19 protein-coding genes and 1 pseudogene are annotated in these 16377 nt (G+C 66.1%); 9 read left to right on the plus strand and 11 right to left on the minus strand.

Annotation, left to right across the window (positions count from 1 at the left end; all coding sequences use genetic code 11):
* Window positions 1-251 precede the first annotated feature (251 nt).
* The 3 genes and pseudogenes from KZO24_RS07415 to cysD form a co-directional block, all read right to left on the minus strand.
* Window positions 252-989 (minus strand): 3'(2'),5'-bisphosphate nucleotidase CysQ, encoded by a 738-nt coding sequence (locus KZO24_RS07415; RefSeq protein ID WP_008830319.1) that lies wholly within the window; start codon window positions 987-989, stop codon window positions 252-254.
* Window positions 989-2911 (minus strand): annotated as a pseudogene (cysN, locus tag KZO24_RS07420) (sulfate adenylyltransferase subunit CysN). The gene KZO24_RS07415 and the pseudogene cysN overlap by 1 nt, the downstream one beginning before the upstream one ends.
* Window positions 2911-3813: a sulfate adenylyltransferase subunit CysD gene (cysD, locus tag KZO24_RS07425; protein WP_271183477.1), complete on the minus strand. Its 903-nt coding sequence runs from the start codon at window positions 3811-3813 to the stop codon at window positions 2911-2913. The pseudogene cysN and the gene cysD overlap by 1 nt, the downstream one beginning before the upstream one ends.
* Before the next feature lie 105 nt (window positions 3814-3918).
* Between cysD and KZO24_RS07430 the strand changes: the two genes are divergently transcribed.
* Together KZO24_RS07430 and KZO24_RS07435 are read left to right on the plus strand one after the other, a co-directional pair.
* Window positions 3919-4677, plus strand: coding sequence for a hypothetical protein (locus tag KZO24_RS07430; protein ID WP_486487052.1), 759 nt, complete (start codon window positions 3919-3921; stop codon window positions 4675-4677).
* Between the two features lie 49 nt (window positions 4678-4726).
* Entirely contained in the window at window positions 4727-5005 is a 279-nt protein-coding gene (locus KZO24_RS07435; RefSeq protein WP_486487053.1) for a helix-turn-helix transcriptional regulator, read from the plus strand.
* 97 nt (window positions 5006-5102) lie between these two features.
* Here KZO24_RS07435 and KZO24_RS07440 read toward each other — a convergent pair whose 3' ends face one another.
* Together KZO24_RS07440 and KZO24_RS07445 are read right to left on the minus strand one after the other, a co-directional pair.
* On the minus strand, window positions 5103-6020 hold the full coding sequence (locus KZO24_RS07440; protein ID WP_271183479.1) for an acyl-CoA dehydrogenase family protein: 918 nt from the start codon (window positions 6018-6020) through the stop codon (window positions 5103-5105).
* On the minus strand, window positions 6020-7165 hold the full coding sequence (locus KZO24_RS07445) for an acyl-CoA dehydrogenase family protein (protein WP_271183480.1): 1146 nt from the start codon (window positions 7163-7165) through the stop codon (window positions 6020-6022). The genes KZO24_RS07440 and KZO24_RS07445 overlap by 1 nt, the downstream gene beginning before the upstream one ends.
* A gap of 163 nt (window positions 7166-7328) precedes the next feature.
* Between KZO24_RS07445 and KZO24_RS07450 the strand changes: the two genes are divergently transcribed.
* From KZO24_RS07450 to KZO24_RS07470, 5 genes are all read left to right on the plus strand, one after another.
* On the plus strand, window positions 7329-7643 hold the full coding sequence (locus tag KZO24_RS07450) for a Rieske (2Fe-2S) protein (protein ID WP_271183481.1): 315 nt from the start codon (window positions 7329-7331) through the stop codon (window positions 7641-7643).
* Between the two features lie 70 nt (window positions 7644-7713).
* Window positions 7714-8895 carry an acyl-CoA dehydrogenase family protein gene (locus KZO24_RS07455; RefSeq protein ID WP_271183482.1) on the plus strand — a complete coding sequence of 394 codons (1182 nt, stop codon included), beginning with the start codon at window positions 7714-7716 and terminating at the stop codon, window positions 8893-8895.
* A 1-nt stretch (window position 8896) separates the two neighbouring features.
* Window positions 8897-9262: an acyl-CoA dehydrogenase family protein gene (locus tag KZO24_RS07460; RefSeq protein ID WP_486487054.1), complete on the plus strand. Its 366-nt coding sequence runs from the start codon at window positions 8897-8899 to the stop codon at window positions 9260-9262.
* Window positions 9169-9900: an acyl-CoA dehydrogenase family protein gene (locus KZO24_RS07465; RefSeq protein WP_486487055.1), complete on the plus strand. Its 732-nt coding sequence runs from the start codon at window positions 9169-9171 to the stop codon at window positions 9898-9900. The genes KZO24_RS07460 and KZO24_RS07465 overlap by 94 nt, the downstream gene beginning before the upstream one ends.
* A 178-nt stretch (window positions 9901-10078) precedes the next feature.
* Window positions 10079-11014, plus strand: a complete 936-nt coding sequence (locus tag KZO24_RS07470; RefSeq protein ID WP_271183484.1) for a cation diffusion facilitator family transporter — start codon at window positions 10079-10081, stop codon at window positions 11012-11014.
* Window positions 11015-11138: 124 nt separating this feature from the next.
* Here KZO24_RS07470 and KZO24_RS07475 read toward each other — a convergent pair whose 3' ends face one another.
* The 3 genes from KZO24_RS07475 to KZO24_RS07485 form a co-directional block, all read right to left on the minus strand.
* A complete protein-coding gene (locus KZO24_RS07475; RefSeq protein WP_271183485.1) occupies window positions 11139-12158 on the minus strand; it encodes an alpha-ketoacid dehydrogenase subunit beta in 1020 nt (339 codons plus the stop codon).
* Window positions 12155-13153 (minus strand): thiamine pyrophosphate-dependent dehydrogenase E1 component subunit alpha, encoded by a 999-nt coding sequence (locus KZO24_RS07480; RefSeq protein ID WP_271183486.1) that lies wholly within the window; start codon window positions 13151-13153, stop codon window positions 12155-12157. Before KZO24_RS07480 ends, KZO24_RS07475 begins: the two co-directional genes overlap by 4 nt.
* 103 nt (window positions 13154-13256) lie before the next feature.
* Complete coding sequence (locus KZO24_RS07485; RefSeq protein ID WP_486487056.1) at window positions 13257-13619, minus strand: FAD-binding protein; 363 nt, start codon at window positions 13617-13619, stop codon at window positions 13257-13259.
* A 51-nt stretch (window positions 13620-13670) separates the two neighbouring features.
* On the opposite strand from KZO24_RS07485, the gene KZO24_RS07490 reads away from it, so the two are divergent.
* On the plus strand, window positions 13671-13868 hold the full coding sequence (locus KZO24_RS07490; protein ID WP_486487057.1) for a hypothetical protein: 198 nt from the start codon (window positions 13671-13673) through the stop codon (window positions 13866-13868).
* Window positions 13869-13986: 118 nt separating this feature from the next.
* Here the strand turns inward: KZO24_RS07490 and KZO24_RS07495 are convergent, their stop codons facing one another.
* Complete coding sequence (locus KZO24_RS07495; RefSeq protein WP_486487058.1) at window positions 13987-14640, minus strand: FAD-binding protein; 654 nt, start codon at window positions 14638-14640, stop codon at window positions 13987-13989.
* Complete coding sequence (locus KZO24_RS07500) at window positions 14550-14945, minus strand: FAD-binding protein (protein WP_486487059.1); 396 nt, start codon at window positions 14943-14945, stop codon at window positions 14550-14552. Before KZO24_RS07500 ends, KZO24_RS07495 begins: the two co-directional genes overlap by 91 nt.
* Before the next feature lie 191 nt (window positions 14946-15136).
* Between KZO24_RS07500 and KZO24_RS07505 the strand changes: the two genes are divergently transcribed.
* Window positions 15137-15946 carry an enoyl-CoA hydratase/isomerase family protein gene (locus KZO24_RS07505; protein WP_271183488.1) on the plus strand — a complete coding sequence of 270 codons (810 nt, stop codon included), beginning with the start codon at window positions 15137-15139 and terminating at the stop codon, window positions 15944-15946.
* A gap of 50 nt (window positions 15947-15996) precedes the next feature.
* Here KZO24_RS07505 and KZO24_RS07510 read toward each other — a convergent pair whose 3' ends face one another.
* The gene (locus KZO24_RS07510) at window positions 15997-16329 is read right to left on the minus strand and encodes a hypothetical protein (protein ID WP_271183489.1); all 333 of its coding nucleotides are present in this window, start codon (window positions 16327-16329) and stop codon (window positions 15997-15999) included.
* Between the last annotated feature and the right edge of the window lie 48 nt (window positions 16330-16377).

Below are 16377 nucleotides of genomic sequence, written 5' to 3' on the forward strand. Positions count from 1 at the left end.
ACAGCAATGTTGACTGAGATGTGATACACAATCGATAGCAAAATGCCGTGGGGGCGTTGTGCCGCGAATGCAGTTCTTGCGTCAGACCGCCCGTCATCCCAACGAAGGCTGGGACCGCTGGCGGCCTGACGAGAGCTTGCGCCGAGGCTTCGGCGAATGACGCTGCGGCCTCACGCAGGCTTGCATGATGGCCACAACGGTCCCAGCTTTCGCTGGGATGACGACGCAGTGGGCGAATGAAGGGGCCGCGCTCAAACCAGCGCCGCGACCTCGCGCAGCACCATGTCGGCGTGTTCCTTCCGGCAGATCAGCAGGTCGGGCATGTAGACGTCCTCGCGGTTGTAGACCAAAGGCGAACCGTCGATCCGCGAGACGTGCAGCCCCCAGCCGAGCGCCACGGCGGCCGGCGCGCAACTGTCCCATTCGTACTGCCCGCCCGAGTGCAGATAGATGTCCGCCTGCCCGAGCAGGATCGCCATGGCCTTGGCCCCGGCCGAGCCCATCGGCACGAGTTCGGCGCCGATCGTCTCGGCAACGCTGGTGGCCTCCTTCGCGGGCCGGGTGCGGCTGACGACCATGCGCAGCTTTTCCGGCGCGGGCGGAACCTCGCCCGGCTGGTCCGAGCGCAGCACGAGGTCGGCGCCCGGTAGCGCCACCGCGCCCAGCACCGGCACGCCGTCCACCGCAAGGCCGACATGGACCGCCCAGTCGGCGCGCTCCTCGCCGTATTCGCGGGTGCCGTCCACGGGGTCCACGATCCACACCCGGCTCATGGCCAGGCGCTCGGCGTTGTCCTTCTCTTCCTCGGAGAGCAGGCCGTCCTCGGGACGCTGCTCACGCAGGGCGTGGCAGAGGAACTGGTTGGCGGTCTGGTCGCCCGCCTTGCCCAGTGCTTTCCCGCCGAACAGGCCGGAGCCGCGCACGCTGAGGAGGATCTTGCCCGCCTCATCCGCCAGCTTCGCTGCGAGATCGCCGTCGGTATAGGACATCAGGCGTCTCCCAGCAGGGTGTTGACGATGAGTTCAGCCGCTTCCTCCGGCGAGATCACCGTCGTGTCGATCCGCACCTCGGGATTGCGCGGCGCTTCGTAAGGGCTGTCGATGCCGGTGAAGTTCTTCAGCTCACCGGAACGCGCCTTCTTGTAGAGGCCCTTGACGTCGCGCGCCTCGGCGACCTTCAGCGGGGTGTCGATGAACACCTCGATGAACTCGCCCTCGGGCAGCATCGCGCGCACCATCTCGCGGTCCGCCTGGAACGGCGAGATGAAGGCAGTGATGACGATCAGCCCTGCGTCGGTCATCAGCTTCGAGACTTCGCCCACGCGGCGGATGTTCTCGATGCGGTCGGCCTCGGTGAAGCCCAGATCCTTGTTCAGACCGTGGCGCACGTTGTCGCCGTCGAGCAGGAAGGTGTGCCGGTTCATCCGGTGCAGCTTCTTCTCGACCATGTTGGCGATCGTGGACTTGCCCGAACCCGAAAGACCGGTGAACCACAGCACGGCGGGCTTCTGGTTCTTGAGGCCCGCATGCTGCTTGCGGTCGATGTCGACTGCCTGCCAGTGCACGTTCTGCGAACGGCGCAAGCTGAAGTTGAGCATGCCCGCTGCGACGGTCGCGTTGGTCATCTTGTCGATCAGGATGAAGCCGCCGAGCGTACGGTTTTCGGCATAAGGCTCGAAGACGACCTGCTTGTCGGTGGTCAGTTCCGCCACGCCGATGGCGTTGAGGTCCAGCGTCTTGGCCGCCATGTGCTCCATGGTGTTGACGTTGACCGTGTACTTGGGCTCGGCCACGGTGGCGGAGACCTGCTGTGTGCCCAGCTTGAGCCAGTAGGCGCGGCCAGGGATCAGCGCCTCGTCGGCCAGCCACACGATCGTCGATTCGAACTGGTCGGCGGTCTGCGGCGGATTGTCGGCGACCGAGATGACCGAGCCGCGCGAGCAGTCGATTTCATCTTCGAAACACACCGTAACCGACTGGCCGGCAACGGCTTCGTCGAGATCGCCGTCATAGGTAACGACGCGGGTGATCGCGCTGGTCTTGCCCGAGGGCAGGACGCGGATCTTGTCGCCCGGCTTGACGCTGCCGGTGGCGATGAGGCCCGAGAAGCCGCGGAAGTCGAGGTTGGGACGGTTCACCCACTGCACCGGCAGGCGGAACGGCTTGTCGGCATCGACCGAGGAGAGAACCTCGACGGTTTCGAGGTGCTCCACCAGCGTCGGCCCCTTGTACCAGGGGTATTGGCCGAAGGCGTGGTGATGTTGTCGCCCTTGAAGCCGGAGATCGGCATCGCGGTGAAGCTGTCGATCCCGATCGACCTGGCGAACTCGGCGTAGTCCTTGACGATGCCGTCGAACACGGCCTGGTCGTAGTCGACGAGGTCCATCTTGTTCACCGCCAGGACGATGTTCTTGATGCCGATCAGGTGGCACAAGTACGAATGGCGGCGCGTCTGCACCAGCACGCCCTTGCGCGCATCGATCAGGATCACCGCGAGGTCGGCGGTCGAGGCGCCGGTCACCATGTTGCGGGTGTACTGTTCGTGGCCGGGGCAGTCTGCGACGATGAACTTGCGCTTCTCGGTGTTGAAGAAGCGGTAGGCCACGTCGATCGTGATGCCCTGCTCGCGCTCGGCAGCAAGGCCGTCGACGAGGAGCGCGAAGTCGATCTCCTGCCCCTGCGTGCCGACCTTCTTGGAGTCGGCGGTGAGCGCGTCGAGCTGGTCCTCGAAGATCATCTTCGAGATCGTAGAGCAGGCGCCCGATCAGGGTGGACTTGCCGTCGTCGACGCTGCCGCAGGTGATGAAGCGCAGCATCGTCTTGTGCTCGTGCTGGACGAGGTAGGCGTCGATGTCCTCGGCGATGAGCTTGTCGGTAACGTAGACCGCTTCCTTGGTGTCGATGTCGGCCATCAGAAGTACCCCTGCTGCTTCTTGACTTCCATGCCGGCACCGCCGGCGTCCTTGTCGATGGCGCGGCCCTGCCGCTCGCTGGTCGTGGTGAGCAGGGTTTCCTGGATCACCTCGGGCAGCGTCTTCGCCTCGCTCTCCACCGCGCCGGTCAGCGGGTAGCAGCCAAGCGTGCGGAAGCGGATCGAGCGTTCTACCGGAACCTCGCCGGGCTGCAGCGGGAAGCGGTCGTCATCGACCATCAGCAGCATGCCGTCGCGCTCCACGGTGGGGCGCTTGTCCGCGAAATAGAGCGGGACGATGGGGATGTCGTTGAGGTGGATGTACTGCCAGATATCCAGCTCGGTCCAGTTGGAGATCGGGAACACGCGGATCGATTCCCCGCGCGCCTTGCGGGCATTGTAGAGGTTCCACAGTTCCGGACGCTGGTTCTTCGGATCCCAGCCGTGCGAAGAGGTGCGGAACGAGAAGATGCGCTCCTTGGCGCGGCTCTTCTCTTCGTCGCGGCGGGCGCCGCCGAAAGCCGCGTCGAAACCGTACTTGTCGAGCGCCTGCTTCAGACCTTCGGTCTTCCACATGTCGGTGTGGAGCGCGCCGTGGTCGAACGGATTGATGCCCTTCTCGGCCGCTTCCGGGTTCTGGTAGACTAGCAGCTCCATACCGCTGTCGCGCGCCATCTTGTCGCGCAGCTCGTACATCGCCTTGAATTTCCACGTTGTATCGACGTGAAGCAGCGGGAACGGCGGCGGCGAGGGGTAGAACGCCTTGCGCGCAAGGTGCAGCATCACCGCGCTGTCCTTGCCCACGGAATAGAGCATCACCGGCTTCTCGGCCTCGGCGACGACTTCGCGGATGATATGGATGGCTTCGGCCTCGAGTCTGTCGAGGTGCGTCAGGGTCTTCATCAGGATCTCTGGTCCTTTGGCCTTCGCAGGGTCGCCCTCTTGTTGGGCTCAGATCGCTCTTTGCAAGGATGACAAATCGCAGAACCTCCCATATGGGAGGGAGGTATGGCTCTGACATCCAACGACGAGACAGATTTGCTGCTGCCGCTGATAGCGGGGATTGGCGACAAGGCGCAGTTTGCCGAGTTTCTCGAGCGCCTGCGTCGCCGGAGCGATGCCGAGTACGTCAGCATCGTGATGAAGCAGGGCGACGGCCCGCATGCCCAGATCACCGACTTCCACGCCGGACGCGACTTGCGCAGCGAGGCGCGCGAACTCGATCCGTTCGAGATGCATGCGCTGGAGCGCCTGCGCTACGACCAGCTGCGCCCGGGCCGCGTCTACAGCGTCGGCGAGTTCGTGGACCACGATCCCGTCTTCCGGGCCGACCGCCTGGCCAAGATGGCGCGCCTCGGTATCGCCGACGAGCGGGTGGTGCGCCTGCCGCGTGTCGCGGAGACCGATGCATGGCTTATCCTCGCCCGCGCGAAACCTTGCGAGGCGGCGGACAGCGCCCTGCTCTCCTCGCTCGCGCCTTACGTGGAGGCGGCGCTGCGCAGCTATGTCGCGCTGGAGCACCACCGCATCCGCGCCAGCGTCAGTGCGCAGGGCATGGCGCGCAGCGCTACGGCGTGGATGGTGTTCGACCGCGAGGCGCGGCTATTGGCGATCGACCCGCGCCTCGATGCATGGATGCGCGGGAATCTCGGCTACACGCCGCGCGTGGGGAGCGCCTGCGCGATCTCGGCGTCCATGCGGAGCGTGAACTGGGCGGGGCAGCCGTGCTGTTCGCCTCGTCGACACCGCCCCCGCCGCGTGCGGTAATGCTGCATGAGGACCCCGGCTGGAAGCGCTGCTGACGGCCACCAGCGACATGCCGCGCCCCTCGATGCTGGCGCTGTGCCGCCTGCCCAATGCCAGAACGCCGGCGAGCGTGGAGCGCCTCACCCGCCTGTTCGACCTGCCCCCGCGCGAGGCCCAGCTGGCGATCGCGCTGAACGAGGGGCAGTCTATCGCCGAGGCGGCCGAAAACATGGGCCTGACGCTGGAAACGGCGCGCAACTACTCCAAGCGGCTCTACGCCAAGCTGGGCGTACGCGGGCAAGCGGAACTGGTGCGGCTGGTCAGCGACAGCGTGGCGGTGATGGGATAGCCGTTCAACCGTCATTGCGAGCGAAGCGAAGCAATCCAGGGCCACATAAACCGCCCTGGATTGCTTCGCTTCGCTGGCAATGACGGCGCTATGTGGTTCACCCCCAAAGCGCCTCCGCCGCCGCCAGCCCCTGCTCGCCGCGCCCGCCCAGTTCGGCGGTCAGCAGCTTGAGGCGATAGGTCCACAAGTGCAGCGGATGTTCCAGCGTCATGCCCATGCCGCCGAGGAACTGGTGATAGTCGTAGCACACCCGCTTCGCCGCCTCCTGCGCATGCAGCAGGGCCAGCGCGGCGTCGCCGGGATCGCCGGTCCCGGCCGCACGCAGGGCGAGCCAGTAGACCGAGTTGGTCATGACCTGATCCTCGGCCAGACGATGCCGCATGCCCTGGAAGGTGGCCAGCGGACGGCCGAACTGCTTGCGCTCTGACACGTAAGTCACCGTAGACGCCAGCGCCGCGCCCAGCAGGCCCGCGGCTTCGGCCGCGATTCCCACGCGCCACGACCGCAGCACTTCGGCGGGATCGACCTCATGCGCGGTCATCGCATCCGGAAGACCGGTCAGGAACGCCACGGGATAGGCATAAAGCGCATCCTCCTGCGCTCCCGCGATCACGCTCTCGTCAGCCTTGAAGCTGCGCACGCCCGAAGGCCCGACGATCACGACGCTCGCCCCCGGCCGCAGGAAACGCACCGGACCACCTGTGCGCCCCTCCTCGACCAGACACAGCGGACGCGGCAGGTCCGGATCGATAAGGGGGCGCACGAAGGACGATGCCGCCGCCTCCACCGCGAAGGGCAGCCGCGCCAGCTTCTCCACCACCAGCGCGGCGGTGACGGGGCCGAGTTCCTCGACCATCAGCACGTCGAGAAAACCGTTCTCGACCAGCGCCGCGTCAAGTTCCGCGCTTTCGAGCGTGAGACCGGCATCGTGCAGCGGCACGCCCGCGTAAGGCCGCGCGAGGCTGTCGATGAAGTCGAGGACCTGCCGCTGGTCCTCATTGAGAGACAGATGCATCAGCGCGGCTCCCGGGGCAGTTCCAGCACGTCGCTGGCGATGATGTTGAGCTGGATTTCCGCCGACCCCGCCGCGACGCCCGCGACGATCCCGCGCTGGTGATGCATCTTGAGATACGGCGAGGCCCCCGCGAGCGCTTCGGGCAGGAACTCGACGACGAATTCGCACACCGCCCGCTCGGCCATGACGGTGGCGTAGCGCGCGGAACTGGACTCCGCACCGATGGCGAGGCCATCGACGCGCTTCTGGACGACGGCGTAGTTCGCCGTGCCCGCGGCCTCGCACAGTGCGGCACAACGCGCCGCCTCGATCCGCACATATTCGCGCGCAAAACGGCCCTGCTCCTGCAGCATCGTCACCGCCCGGTCCAGCGCGGCGCGCGCCAGCGTGAAGCGCGGGATGCCGAGGCGCTCATTGCGCAGCGAATAGGCGACGATCTCCCAAGCCTGTCCTTCCTCGCCGAAGCGGGCGGTCTCGGGCACGGTCACGTCGTCGAAGAAGACTTCGTGAATGTCGCCCTCGCCGATCAGCGAGGGGATCTGGCGCACGGTGATGCCGGGCGTATCCATCGGCACCAGAATGATGGTGATGCCCTTCTTGCGGTCGTCGCTGGTGCGCGTCAGCAGGAAACAGGTGTCGGCAAGGCCCGCATAGCTGGTCCAGATCTTCTGGCCGCTGATGACGTAGTTGCCTTCGGTCAGCGTGGCTCGCGTCCGCAGCGAGGCTAGGTCCGACCCGGCGTCAGGCTCGGAAAAACCCTGACACCACAGCGATTCCCCGCGCGTGATCGGCTCGAGGTAGCGGGCCTTCTGCTCGGGCGTGCCGTACTTCTCCAGCGTCGGGCCGATCCAGTTGACGTTCATGTACTGGCCGCCGCGCGGCTCGCCCGCGATCCACATCTCTTCGGAAAGGATCTGCTGCTCCCACGGACCCAGGCCCTCGCCGCCCATCTCGAGCGGCCAGTGCGGGAAGAGAATGCCCGCGTCGGCCAGCTTGACGCAGAAGTCGCGCGCGAAGGCGGTCAGTGCCGGGGACGCAGGGCCGTGTTCCGAGAATTTCTCCCAGTCCGCAGGCAGGTTGGCGTGCAGGAAGTCGCGGATCTTGTGCCGGAAGGCGTCCTGCCCGGCGGTCCATTCGAATTGCATCGGGGCGGCGCCCTCCTCTCAGCCTTTCGTTAGGCACAGGCAGCCTCGCCCCACAACCGCCGGGGCGTTGGAATCGCTGGCGCGATTGCGCATCGACCACTTGTGCTGGAAATCGCCTGCGGAGTACCGCAAGGACACAGCGAAGAGATAAGAAAGGACACGGGTGAGCGAGAAGGCATTCGTCGCGGTGGCGAAACTCGATGAAGTTCCGCAGGGCGGCAAGAAAGTGGTCGAGGTGGGCGGGATCAGCGTGCTCCTCGTCGGCGCGCGGAATCAGGTCTACGCGGTGCGCAACTTGTGCAGCCACGCCTACGAAACGCTTGAATGCGGCCGCGTGCGTGCGGGGTGGATTTCCTGCCCGGTTCACGGCGCGCGCTTCGATCTGGAAACCGGCAAGCCGATAAACCCGCCCGCCTCGATGCCGATCGATACTTATGAAGTGCGGATCAAGGGCGACGTGATCGAGGTGGCGGTCTAACCTCCCGATATCGCCCGCGCGTACCGCCCCTTATGGACGCGCCGCCGTGCCCCGTGCTTGGACGGTGTCCATGACCGATACGCCCGATCTCGAAGCGCTGCGCCGCGAAGTGCGCGCCTTCCTAGCCGCCGAGGCGCCGACCGGCTGGCGCGACGCGAGCCGCACGCAGGACGACTTCGTCCGCACCCAGCGCGACTGGTTTACGCGGCTGGTTTCGGCAGGCTACGCCATCCCGCACTGGCCCGCCGCATTCCCCGGCGGCGGCCGCAGCCTGGCCGAGCAGAAAGTGATCTACGAGGAACTGGCGAAGGCAGACTGCCCGCGCCTGCTGCTCTCCTTCGTCTCGACGTACCATGCTTTCGCAACGTTGCACGAATGTGCGACCCGGGAGCAGCAGGACCGCTACCTCCCGCGCATCCTCGAGGGCGAGACATGGTGCCAGGGCTTCTCCGAGCCCGGCGCCGGATCAGACCTCGCCGCCATCAAGACCAGGGCGGAACGCAAGGGCGACGTCTACGTCGTCAACGGCCAGAAGGTCTGGTCGACGATGGCGCAGTTTGCCGACAAGTGCCTGCTGCTGGTGCGCACCTCCTCGGACGGCCCCAAGCAGGCGGGCATCACGTACCTGCTGATGGACATGAAGGCACCCGGCGTCTCTGTCCGCCCGATCCACCAGATCCAGGGCGACGAGGAATTCGCCGAGATCTTCCTCGACAACGTGGAAATCCCCGTCTCCGAGCGCGTCGGCGAGGAAGGCAAGGGCTGGGCCGTGGCGCAGGCGACGCTTGCCTCGGAACGCGGACTGACGCTGATGGAGCTGTCCTACCGGATGCGCGGCGCCCTTGCACGCGTTGCCTCGCTGATCCGCGAGCACGGACACGAGGACGATCGCGGAGTGCTGCGGGATTTCGGCGAACTGGTGACGCAAGTGGACGCCGTGTGCGCCGTCGCCGACCAGTTCCTGGACAACCGGATCAAGGGCATCGAGCGCATTGGCGACGCCTCCATCATCAAGAACAGCTACAGCCGCGCGCTCAGGGCCTATGCGAAGCTGGGCCTGCGCCTTGGCGGCATCGCGGAGCAATACGTAGCGCCGATCACCTTCGGCGACCTCAATACCGGCAACTGGATGGCGGACTTCATGAACTCCTATGCCTGGACCATCGCCGGGGGCAGCGAGGAAGTGCAGCGTAATATCATCGCCGAGCGCATGCTCGACATGCCACGCGAGCCGAAAGCCTGGGTGGCCTGACATGATCGAACTGAACGAACTGACCGACGCCGCGCAGAAGGCGTTTCCTGCCGATGCACTCTCCCCCGGCCGCGACGAAAGCTGGCGGCTGGTGGCGGAGATGGGCTGGCTGATGGTGCGCCTGCCCGAGGAAGACGGCGGCCTCGGCCTTGATCGAGAGGCTTCCGCCGCGATCCATTTCGAGATGGGCCGCGTGCTGGCGACGACGCCGCTGATCCCGGCGCAATTGGGCCTGCAGGCCGTGCTGGCGAGCGAGATTGCGGCGCGGGTCGAGTGGCTGGAACGGCTGGCGGGTGGCGAATACGCCCCCTGCACCTGCTCCCCGCGAAGCTGGAGGCGGCACCGAACGGCACGCTTTCGGGCGTAGTCGGCGGTGTGTTCGATGCGGACATGGCGATGGCGGTCGTTGCGAAGCTGCCCAGCGGCTATGCCCTCGTGCCGACCGATGCGCCGGGTGTTTCTATCGTGGAGCGCGCGATCTGGGACCCCAGCCGGCGCCTGTTCGACATCGTTCTTGATGGATACGCGCCCGATCCGGCACTCATGCTCACCGATGCGGACGGCGCTGCAGCGCTGCACGACGCGCTGGCGCCCGAAGCGCACCTTGCCGTCGCCGCCGACTGCCTCGGTGCCGCGAATGCCGCGTTGGAACTCACCATCGAGTACATGAAGATGCGCCGCCAGTTCGACCGGCCCATCGCCATGTTCCAGGCTCTCAAGCACCGCGCCGCCGATATGAAGGCGCGCATTGCCGTGGCCGAGGCGCTCCTGTGGAACCGGGTGCGCGACGATGCTGCAACCCTCGTCCAGTGCGGCGCGGCGAAGACGCTCGCGGCCGAGGCCTTCGCATTCGTCACCGAAGAGGCGATCCAGCTTCACGGCGGCATCGGCCTGACCGAGGAACACCCGATCCACCGCTTCATGAAACGCGCGATGCTGAACCTGCAGCTTTGCGGATCGCCAGACCTGTGGAACGAGCGGACGGGGCGAGAGGCGCTGGGCTGACAGATCGGCCGGAGCAATTCGTCGTCCCGGACTTGATCCGGGACCGGTGGTTGTCTTTAGGCGCAGTTCATGCGGCAAGTTATCTAAGCGACGGGTAGGCTGTTCACGGGCAGCGGTCCCGGATCAAGTCCGGGACGACGGTAAGCAACGCCCTGCCCCGCCGCTCGTTGTGCCGGGCATGGCCAAGACTTCCGGACACATCCGCGACAACATCGTCCTCTACGGTGCGCTGACGGCGAACATGGGCATCGCCGTCGCCAAGTTCGTGGCGGCAGGTATCGGCGGCTCTTCCGCCATGGCGACCGAGGGTGTCCATTCGCTGGTTGACAGCGGTAACCAGATCCTGCTGCTCTACGGCCAGAAGCAGGGCAAGCGCGCAGCCGACGCCGCCCATCCCTTCGGCTACGGGCGCGAGCTGTATTTCTGGGCCTTCGTGGTCGCGATCCTGATCTTCGCGGGCGGCGCGGGCATCTCGATCTACGAGGGCATCGCCCATATCCGCGAGCCGCGCGCCGTCGAGGACCCGACGCTCAGCTACATCGTGCTGGGCATCGCCTTCCTCATGGAGGGCGCATCCTGGGCCATCGCGGTGAAGGAGTTCAACGCGGGCCGCGCCGGGCAGAGCTGGTGGCAGGCAATCCGCCGCTCCAAGGACCCGCCGGGCTTCATCGTCCTGTTCGAGGACAGCGCAGCGCTCATCGGCCTCACCATAGCAGCGGCGGGCATCTGGGCGAGCGGCCACTTTGCGGAACCAAGACTCGACGGCGCGGCATCGGTGGTGATCGGGCTGGTGCTGGCGGCCGTCGCGGTGCTGCTGGCGCGCGAGTCCAAGGGCCTGCTGATCGGAGAGGCCGCCGACCCGGCACTGATTGCCGGGCTGCGCGGGGTGATGGAAGGCAACCCGCACATCACCTCGGTCAACCATGTGCGCACCGTACACACAGGACCGGACGCGGTGTTCGTGGCGATCAGCGCGGACTTTGCCGACGACCTGCCGATGGGCGAGGCGGAAACGCTGATCGAGGAACTGGAGATGCGCATGAAGGCGCTGTCACCGAAGATCACCTCGATCTACATCCGGCCCGAGAAGCGCGAACAGGCGGTGCTGGGTTAAGTAAGGCCCACTCCTGCCCCCTCCCGCAAGCGGGAGGGGAATGAGAGACCTGCGCTCCGCCCTCCCGCGTGCGGGAGGGACGGTAGGCTTGAGAGCGCAGCGAACTAGCCGGACGGGGTGGGTATCAGATCGCCATCAGCCGCTTAACCTCCGCGACGATCTCGGGCGGCTGCACGAGATAGGCATCCTCCAGCTTCTTCGCGAAGGGCACCGCGCAGTACGGCGCACCGAGGCGGCCGACGGGAGCCTTGAGCTTGCCGAACAGCACTTCCTGCGCCGTTGCGGCGATCTCCGCGCCGGGACCGAAGTTGCGGCCCGCTTCGTGCACCACCAGCAGGCGTCCGGTCTTCTCGGCCGAGGCCAGCACCGTTTCCTTGTCCCACGGCGAGATCGTGCGCAGGTCCACCACTTCGACCGAGACGCCTGCCGCCGTCAGTTCCTCGACCGCCTGCATCACCGTGAACATCATCTGCCCGTAGGAGACGATGGTGAGGTCGCTGCCCGGTACGACCACGTTGGCCTTGCCCAGCGGGATCGGGCCCTGGTTGACCGGCGTGTCCATCGGCACGAACAGGGTCTTGACGCTTTCGATGATGATGACCGGATCGGGGTCCTGGATCGCCGAGAGATAGAGGCCCTTCATGTCGCCCGGGGTCCAGGGGATCACCACCTTGATGCCCGCGGTATGCGCGAACCACGCCTCGTAGAAGTCGGCGTGCTGCCCGGCGGTCTGGTTGCCGCCGCCGGTCATGGTGCGGATCACCAGCGGCACCTGGCTCTGGCCGCCCGACATGAAGCGCAGCTTGGCCGCGTGGTTCACGATCATGTCCATGGCGACGGTCGTGAAGTTCATCAGCATGATCTCGGCCACCGGCTTGTAGCCGGCCATGGCCACGCCGATCGCCGCGCCCATGATCGCCTGTTCGGAGATCGGGGTGGAGCGCACGCGGCTGGTGCCGAACTTCGTCGACAGCCCGCGCGTCACACCGCAGACGCCGCCGCCCTCGTTGTCGGCGATGTCCTCGCCCAGAACGAGGACCTTGGGATCGGCTTCCATCGCCTCGCTCAGCGCGGCGTTGATGGCTTGCAAGCCGTTCATCTTCACCGTCTCGACGACGGGGGCTTCGAGAGTTTCAGTGCTCATGCCGGAATCTCCTCGGCAAAGACGTCGCGGCGCAGTTCGTCGTCGGACGGGAATTCACAGGCCATTGCGTAGTCGATGGCGTCGTTTACTTCGGCCTCGATCCTCGCGGTCAGCGCATCGAGTTCCTCGGCCGAGGCGACGCCGTCGTCGATCAGCTTCTGGCGGAAGCGCGGCAGCGGATCGGCCTCGATCGCGGCGGCCTTTTCTTCCTTGGTCATGTAGGCGTCGTTGTCGCCGAAGACGTGGCCCATGAAGCGGAAGGTCTTGCACTCCAACAAGGTCGGCCCTTCACCGGCGCGGGCGCGCTCGATGGCGGCGTGGGCATGGGCATAAACGTCGAGCGGATCGTTGCCGTCGACCGTGTAGCCCGGCATACCGTAACCGGCCGCGCGCTTGGCGATGAAGTCCACCGAAGTGCCGTTCTCGTAGCGGGTGTGCTCGGCAAAGCCATTGTTCTGGCACACGAAGATCACCGGCAGCTTCCACACCGAAGCGAGGTTCAGCGCCTCGTGGAAGGCGCCGATGTTGCTGGCGCCGTCACCGAAATAGGCGACCGTCACCTGCTTCGTCCCGTCGAGCAGCGCCGCCCAGCCGAAGCCGTTGGCGATCGGCATCGAGGAGCCGACGATGCCGGTCGTCACCATCACCCCGGTTTCCGGATGCGTGAGGTGCATCGGGCCGCCCTTGCCCTTGCAGGTGCCGTCGACGCGGCCGCAGATTTCTGCCCACAGGGGACGCAGCGGCATGTCCTTGGCGACCATGTCGTGGATGCCGCGATAGATCGTGCAGATCTTGTCGTCGTTGTTGAGCAGCACCGAGATTGCCGAGGGAATGCACTCTTGCCCGCGCGCCGAATAATACGGCGCGGTGATGCGGCCGCGGCGGATCTGCTGACGGGTGAGGTCGTCGTTGCGCTCGATGCGGATCATTCGACGGTAGATGTCGACCTGTGTGGCGGCGTCGGGGATGGCCCGGTTGGTTGGCGTTTCGCTCATGATTCCTCTCTCGGACAGCTCGTGGCTGCTGGGATGGCTGAACATTGGTTCAGGGCAGGCCCCGCTGGCAAGGGCGAGTGAACCGCCCTGCGGTATCTGCGTTTCAGGACACCTGGTTGCCGAGGCCGGCCGCGTGCTTGGCCGCGATCCAGCCGAAGGTCATCGACGGGCCGACACTCGCGCCGGCGCCGGGATAGACGCGGCCCATCGGCGATGCGGTGGTGACGCCGCATGCATAGAGCCCCTCGATCACCGAGCCGTCCTCGCGCAGAACGCGCAGATCGCAGTCGCACACGACGCCGCCGTAAGTCCCGACGTCACCCGGATAGACCGGGAAGGCATAGAACGGCGCCTTGTCGATCGTCCCCATCGTCTGGTTCGGGCCGTCCTTGAAGAACGGATCGCCGAGGAAGTTGTCGTAGGCCCGCTCGCCGCGCTGGAAATCCTCGTCGCGGCCGCCGCGCACGAAGCCGTTCCAGCGTGCGACCGTGGTTTCCAGAGCACCCGGGGGACGCCGATGATCCCGGCCAGTTCGCCTACCGTGTCGGCCTTGCGCATCCAGCCCGAGGCGAGCCACTTGGCCATGTTCTTCTTGGCCGTGCCCTTACCGGCGACGGCGTATTCGTCCATGTATTGCTGGTCGAGGATCGCCCAGCTCGGCACTGCGGGCACGGTGCGGTTGCGCACCAGCATGGTCTCGCAGAACGCCTCGTAGGAGCCGCCCTCGTTCATGTAGCGCAGGCCCGACTGGTCGACCTGGATCGCATGCGGCTTGGCGGTGGTGCTCTGGGTGCCCGGCTTGACGTAGTCGGCGTCCCAGCCGGGCGCGTCGGTCATCTGGAAACCGACCATCTGGTCCATCTGCGCCAGCGCAGCCCCTTCGCGGCGAGTTCGCGGTGCATGTCGCCGGTGTCGGTCTCAATGCCGTTGGACCACTTCGACTGCGTGCCCGGCATGTAGGTGTCGCGCATCGCCTGGTTCATCGAGAACCCGCCCGCGTTCATCAGGATGCCCAGCCGCGCGCCGATGCGCCATGGCTTGCCGTCCTTCTCGGTGACGACGCCGACGGCCTTTTCGCCTTCCATGATGACTTCGCTGACGGGCGAATTCACTCGGATGTCGGCCGCCTGCTTGTCCAGCACGGCCTTCAGCATCCGGCCCTGCAGCGCCGCACCCGCCGTGACCCAGTGCTTGCCGGTGAGCTTTCCGGCGACGAACTTGAAGGCGATCTTGATGAAGACGCGCTTGAGTTCCCACGAATGCTTCATGAACGGCAGCTTCATCCCGTCGTCCAGCTTCACCGGCACTTCGAGGAAGCCCTTGCGCAGCTTGGCCGCCCATTCCTTGCCCAGTTCGTTCTTGTCGAAGGGCAGCGCGGTGACGGTGCGGCTGGTCTTCATGCCGCCGGGGAGTTCGTCGTAGTAGTCGGGCCAGAAGCGGGAGCCGCGCTCCATCCGCACGCCTTGCGCGACGATGAAGTCCAGCATCTTCGGCGCCTCGACCGCATAAGTGCGGCGCCGCGCCGGGCTGGTGCCGGGGATTCCGCATCGTCGGGCACCACGGCATCAAGGTACTGACAGGCGCGTTCCAGACTGTCCTCGCCGGGGTCCATGAAGCGGTTGCCGGGTATCCACATGACCCCGCCGGACTTCGCCGTGGTGCCGCCGACCCACTGCGCCTTCTCGAGGATCACGACGGTCTTGCCCGCCTGCTTCATCAACAATGCCGAAGCCATCGAGCCTGCGCCGCTGCCCACGACCACCCAGTCGAAAGTCTCGTCGAACTGCGTCATCGTGCCGTAACCTCTCCGCCTAGCCGCGCTGCTGCGCATGCGTTCAGCCCGGTAGATCGAACTTCGCCCGCTTTGGCAACGCGAGGGGCAAAGGTTTCGCCGGAGCGAAAGGTTTGGGCAAAATCGCGTTTTCGCATGGCCCTCGATACCGCCCGGCCTATGACGCTGGAGGGAAGAGGAGACCTGCCGAAATGACCGATACCGCGCCCGCCCTGCCGCAGTTGGCCACGATCGAAATGGCCCGCGAAGGACGGCTGCTGCGCATCACGCTCAACCGGCCCGAGGCGCTGAACGCGGTAAACCTGCAGCTTCACGACGATCTGGCCGAGGCGATGTGGTTCGCACAGGTCGATACCGGATCGGACGTCGTCGTGCTGACCGGCGCGGGCCGCGCCTTCTCGGCGGGCGGTGACCTCGACCACATCGAGAACAATGCGCGCAACCCACATCTCTTCGACCACGAGACGCGGGTAGCCAAGCGCATCGTCTCTACCCTGCTCGACATCGACAAGCCGGTGGTGTGCCGGATGAACGGCCACGCGGTCGGCCTCGGCGCGACGCTAGCGCTGCTGTGCGATGTGATCTTCGCCGCCGAGGGCGCGAAGATCGGCGACCCGCACGTCGGCCTCGGCCTCGTCGCGGGGGACGGCGGCGCGGTGATCTGGGCGCAGCGCATCGGCCTGACGCGGGCCAAGGAATACCTGCTGACCGGCGACCTGCTTACGGCCAGCAAAGCGGCCGAGATCGGGTTGATCAATCACTGCGTGCCGGCGGGCGAACTCGACGCGGCGGTCGATACGTTCTGCGCGAAGCTGCTGGCAGGCGCGACGGTGGCGATCCGGGCGACCAAGATCCTCACCAACCTCGAACTCAAGCGGCTGGCGACGGCGCTGATGGACGCGGGGATCGCCTACGAAAGCGTCTCGGTCCGCAGCATGGACCATCTGGAGGGCATTCAGGCCCTCAGGGAAAAGCGGCCGCCGAAGTTCGTGGGCCGCTGAGTCTCCTCACTTCGTCATTGCGAGCGCAGCGTAGCAATGATGAGGAAGGGTTAGCCCGGCACCACCCGCTCGCCGTGCTCGGTGAACAGCGCGGTGTAGCAGGTGCCCATGTCCTGCGCGTCGCTCTGCGTCAGTTCGCCCGACTTCGAGGCCGCGCCCAGCGCGCCGAGGAAGGCCATCGGGTCATCCGCCTCGATGTCGTAGATCGCGAGGAATTCGTTGGGATCCGCGCCCATCAGCCGCGCCGCCAGCTTGTAGCGCTGGGCGCCCGCCATGCCGAACGTGTTGACCAGTTCGGGCAAGTGCTTGGTGTCGTACCATTCGTGATACTCGGCCTCGCGACCGGGCTGCGGGCGAGTGAGCGCGACGAGCTTCATCTTCATGGCAATTCCTCTCTTCCAGACGTTCTTGCCGCCGAGGATTGGCCAGCC

Source organism: Novosphingobium sp. NFX11, from assembly GCF_057376415.1.

Bases quoted from the DNA above. Each gene is read 5' to 3' on its own strand.
- KZO24_RS07415 (WP_008830319.1), bottom strand. From the start codon at position 989: ATGTCCTATACCGACGGCGATCTCGCAGCGAAGCTGGCGGATGAGGCG.
- cysD (WP_271183477.1), bottom strand. From the start codon at position 3,813: ATGAAGACCCTGACGCACCTCGACAGACTCGAGGCCGAAGCCATCCAT.
- KZO24_RS07430 (WP_486487052.1), top strand. From the start codon at position 3,919: ATGGCTCTGACATCCAACGACGAGACAGATTTGCTGCTGCCGCTGATA.
- KZO24_RS07435 (WP_486487053.1), top strand. From the start codon at position 4,727: ATGCCGCGCCCCTCGATGCTGGCGCTGTGCCGCCTGCCCAATGCCAGA.
- KZO24_RS07440 (WP_271183479.1), bottom strand. From the start codon at position 6,020: ATGCATCTGTCTCTCAATGAGGACCAGCGGCAGGTCCTCGACTTCATC.
- KZO24_RS07445 (WP_271183480.1), bottom strand. From the start codon at position 7,165: ATGCAATTCGAATGGACCGCCGGGCAGGACGCCTTCCGGCACAAGATC.
- KZO24_RS07455 (WP_271183482.1), top strand. From the start codon at position 7,714: ATGACCGATACGCCCGATCTCGAAGCGCTGCGCCGCGAAGTGCGCGCC.
- KZO24_RS07460 (WP_486487054.1), top strand. From the start codon at position 8,897: ATGATCGAACTGAACGAACTGACCGACGCCGCGCAGAAGGCGTTTCCT.
- KZO24_RS07470 (WP_271183484.1), top strand. From the start codon at position 10,079: ATGGCCAAGACTTCCGGACACATCCGCGACAACATCGTCCTCTACGGT.
- KZO24_RS07475 (WP_271183485.1), bottom strand. From the start codon at position 12,158: ATGAGCACTGAAACTCTCGAAGCCCCCGTCGTCGAGACGGTGAAGATG.
- KZO24_RS07480 (WP_271183486.1), bottom strand. From the start codon at position 13,153: ATGAGCGAAACGCCAACCAACCGGGCCATCCCCGACGCCGCCACACAG.
- KZO24_RS07490 (WP_486487057.1), top strand. From the start codon at position 13,671: ATGATCCCGGCCAGTTCGCCTACCGTGTCGGCCTTGCGCATCCAGCCC.
- KZO24_RS07495 (WP_486487058.1), bottom strand. From the start codon at position 14,640: ATGCTGGACTTCATCGTCGCGCAAGGCGTGCGGATGGAGCGCGGCTCC.
- KZO24_RS07500 (WP_486487059.1), bottom strand. From the start codon at position 14,945: ATGACGCAGTTCGACGAGACTTTCGACTGGGTGGTCGTGGGCAGCGGC.
- KZO24_RS07505 (WP_271183488.1), top strand. From the start codon at position 15,137: ATGACCGATACCGCGCCCGCCCTGCCGCAGTTGGCCACGATCGAAATG.
- KZO24_RS07510 (WP_271183489.1), bottom strand. From the start codon at position 16,329: ATGAAGATGAAGCTCGTCGCGCTCACTCGCCCGCAGCCCGGTCGCGAG.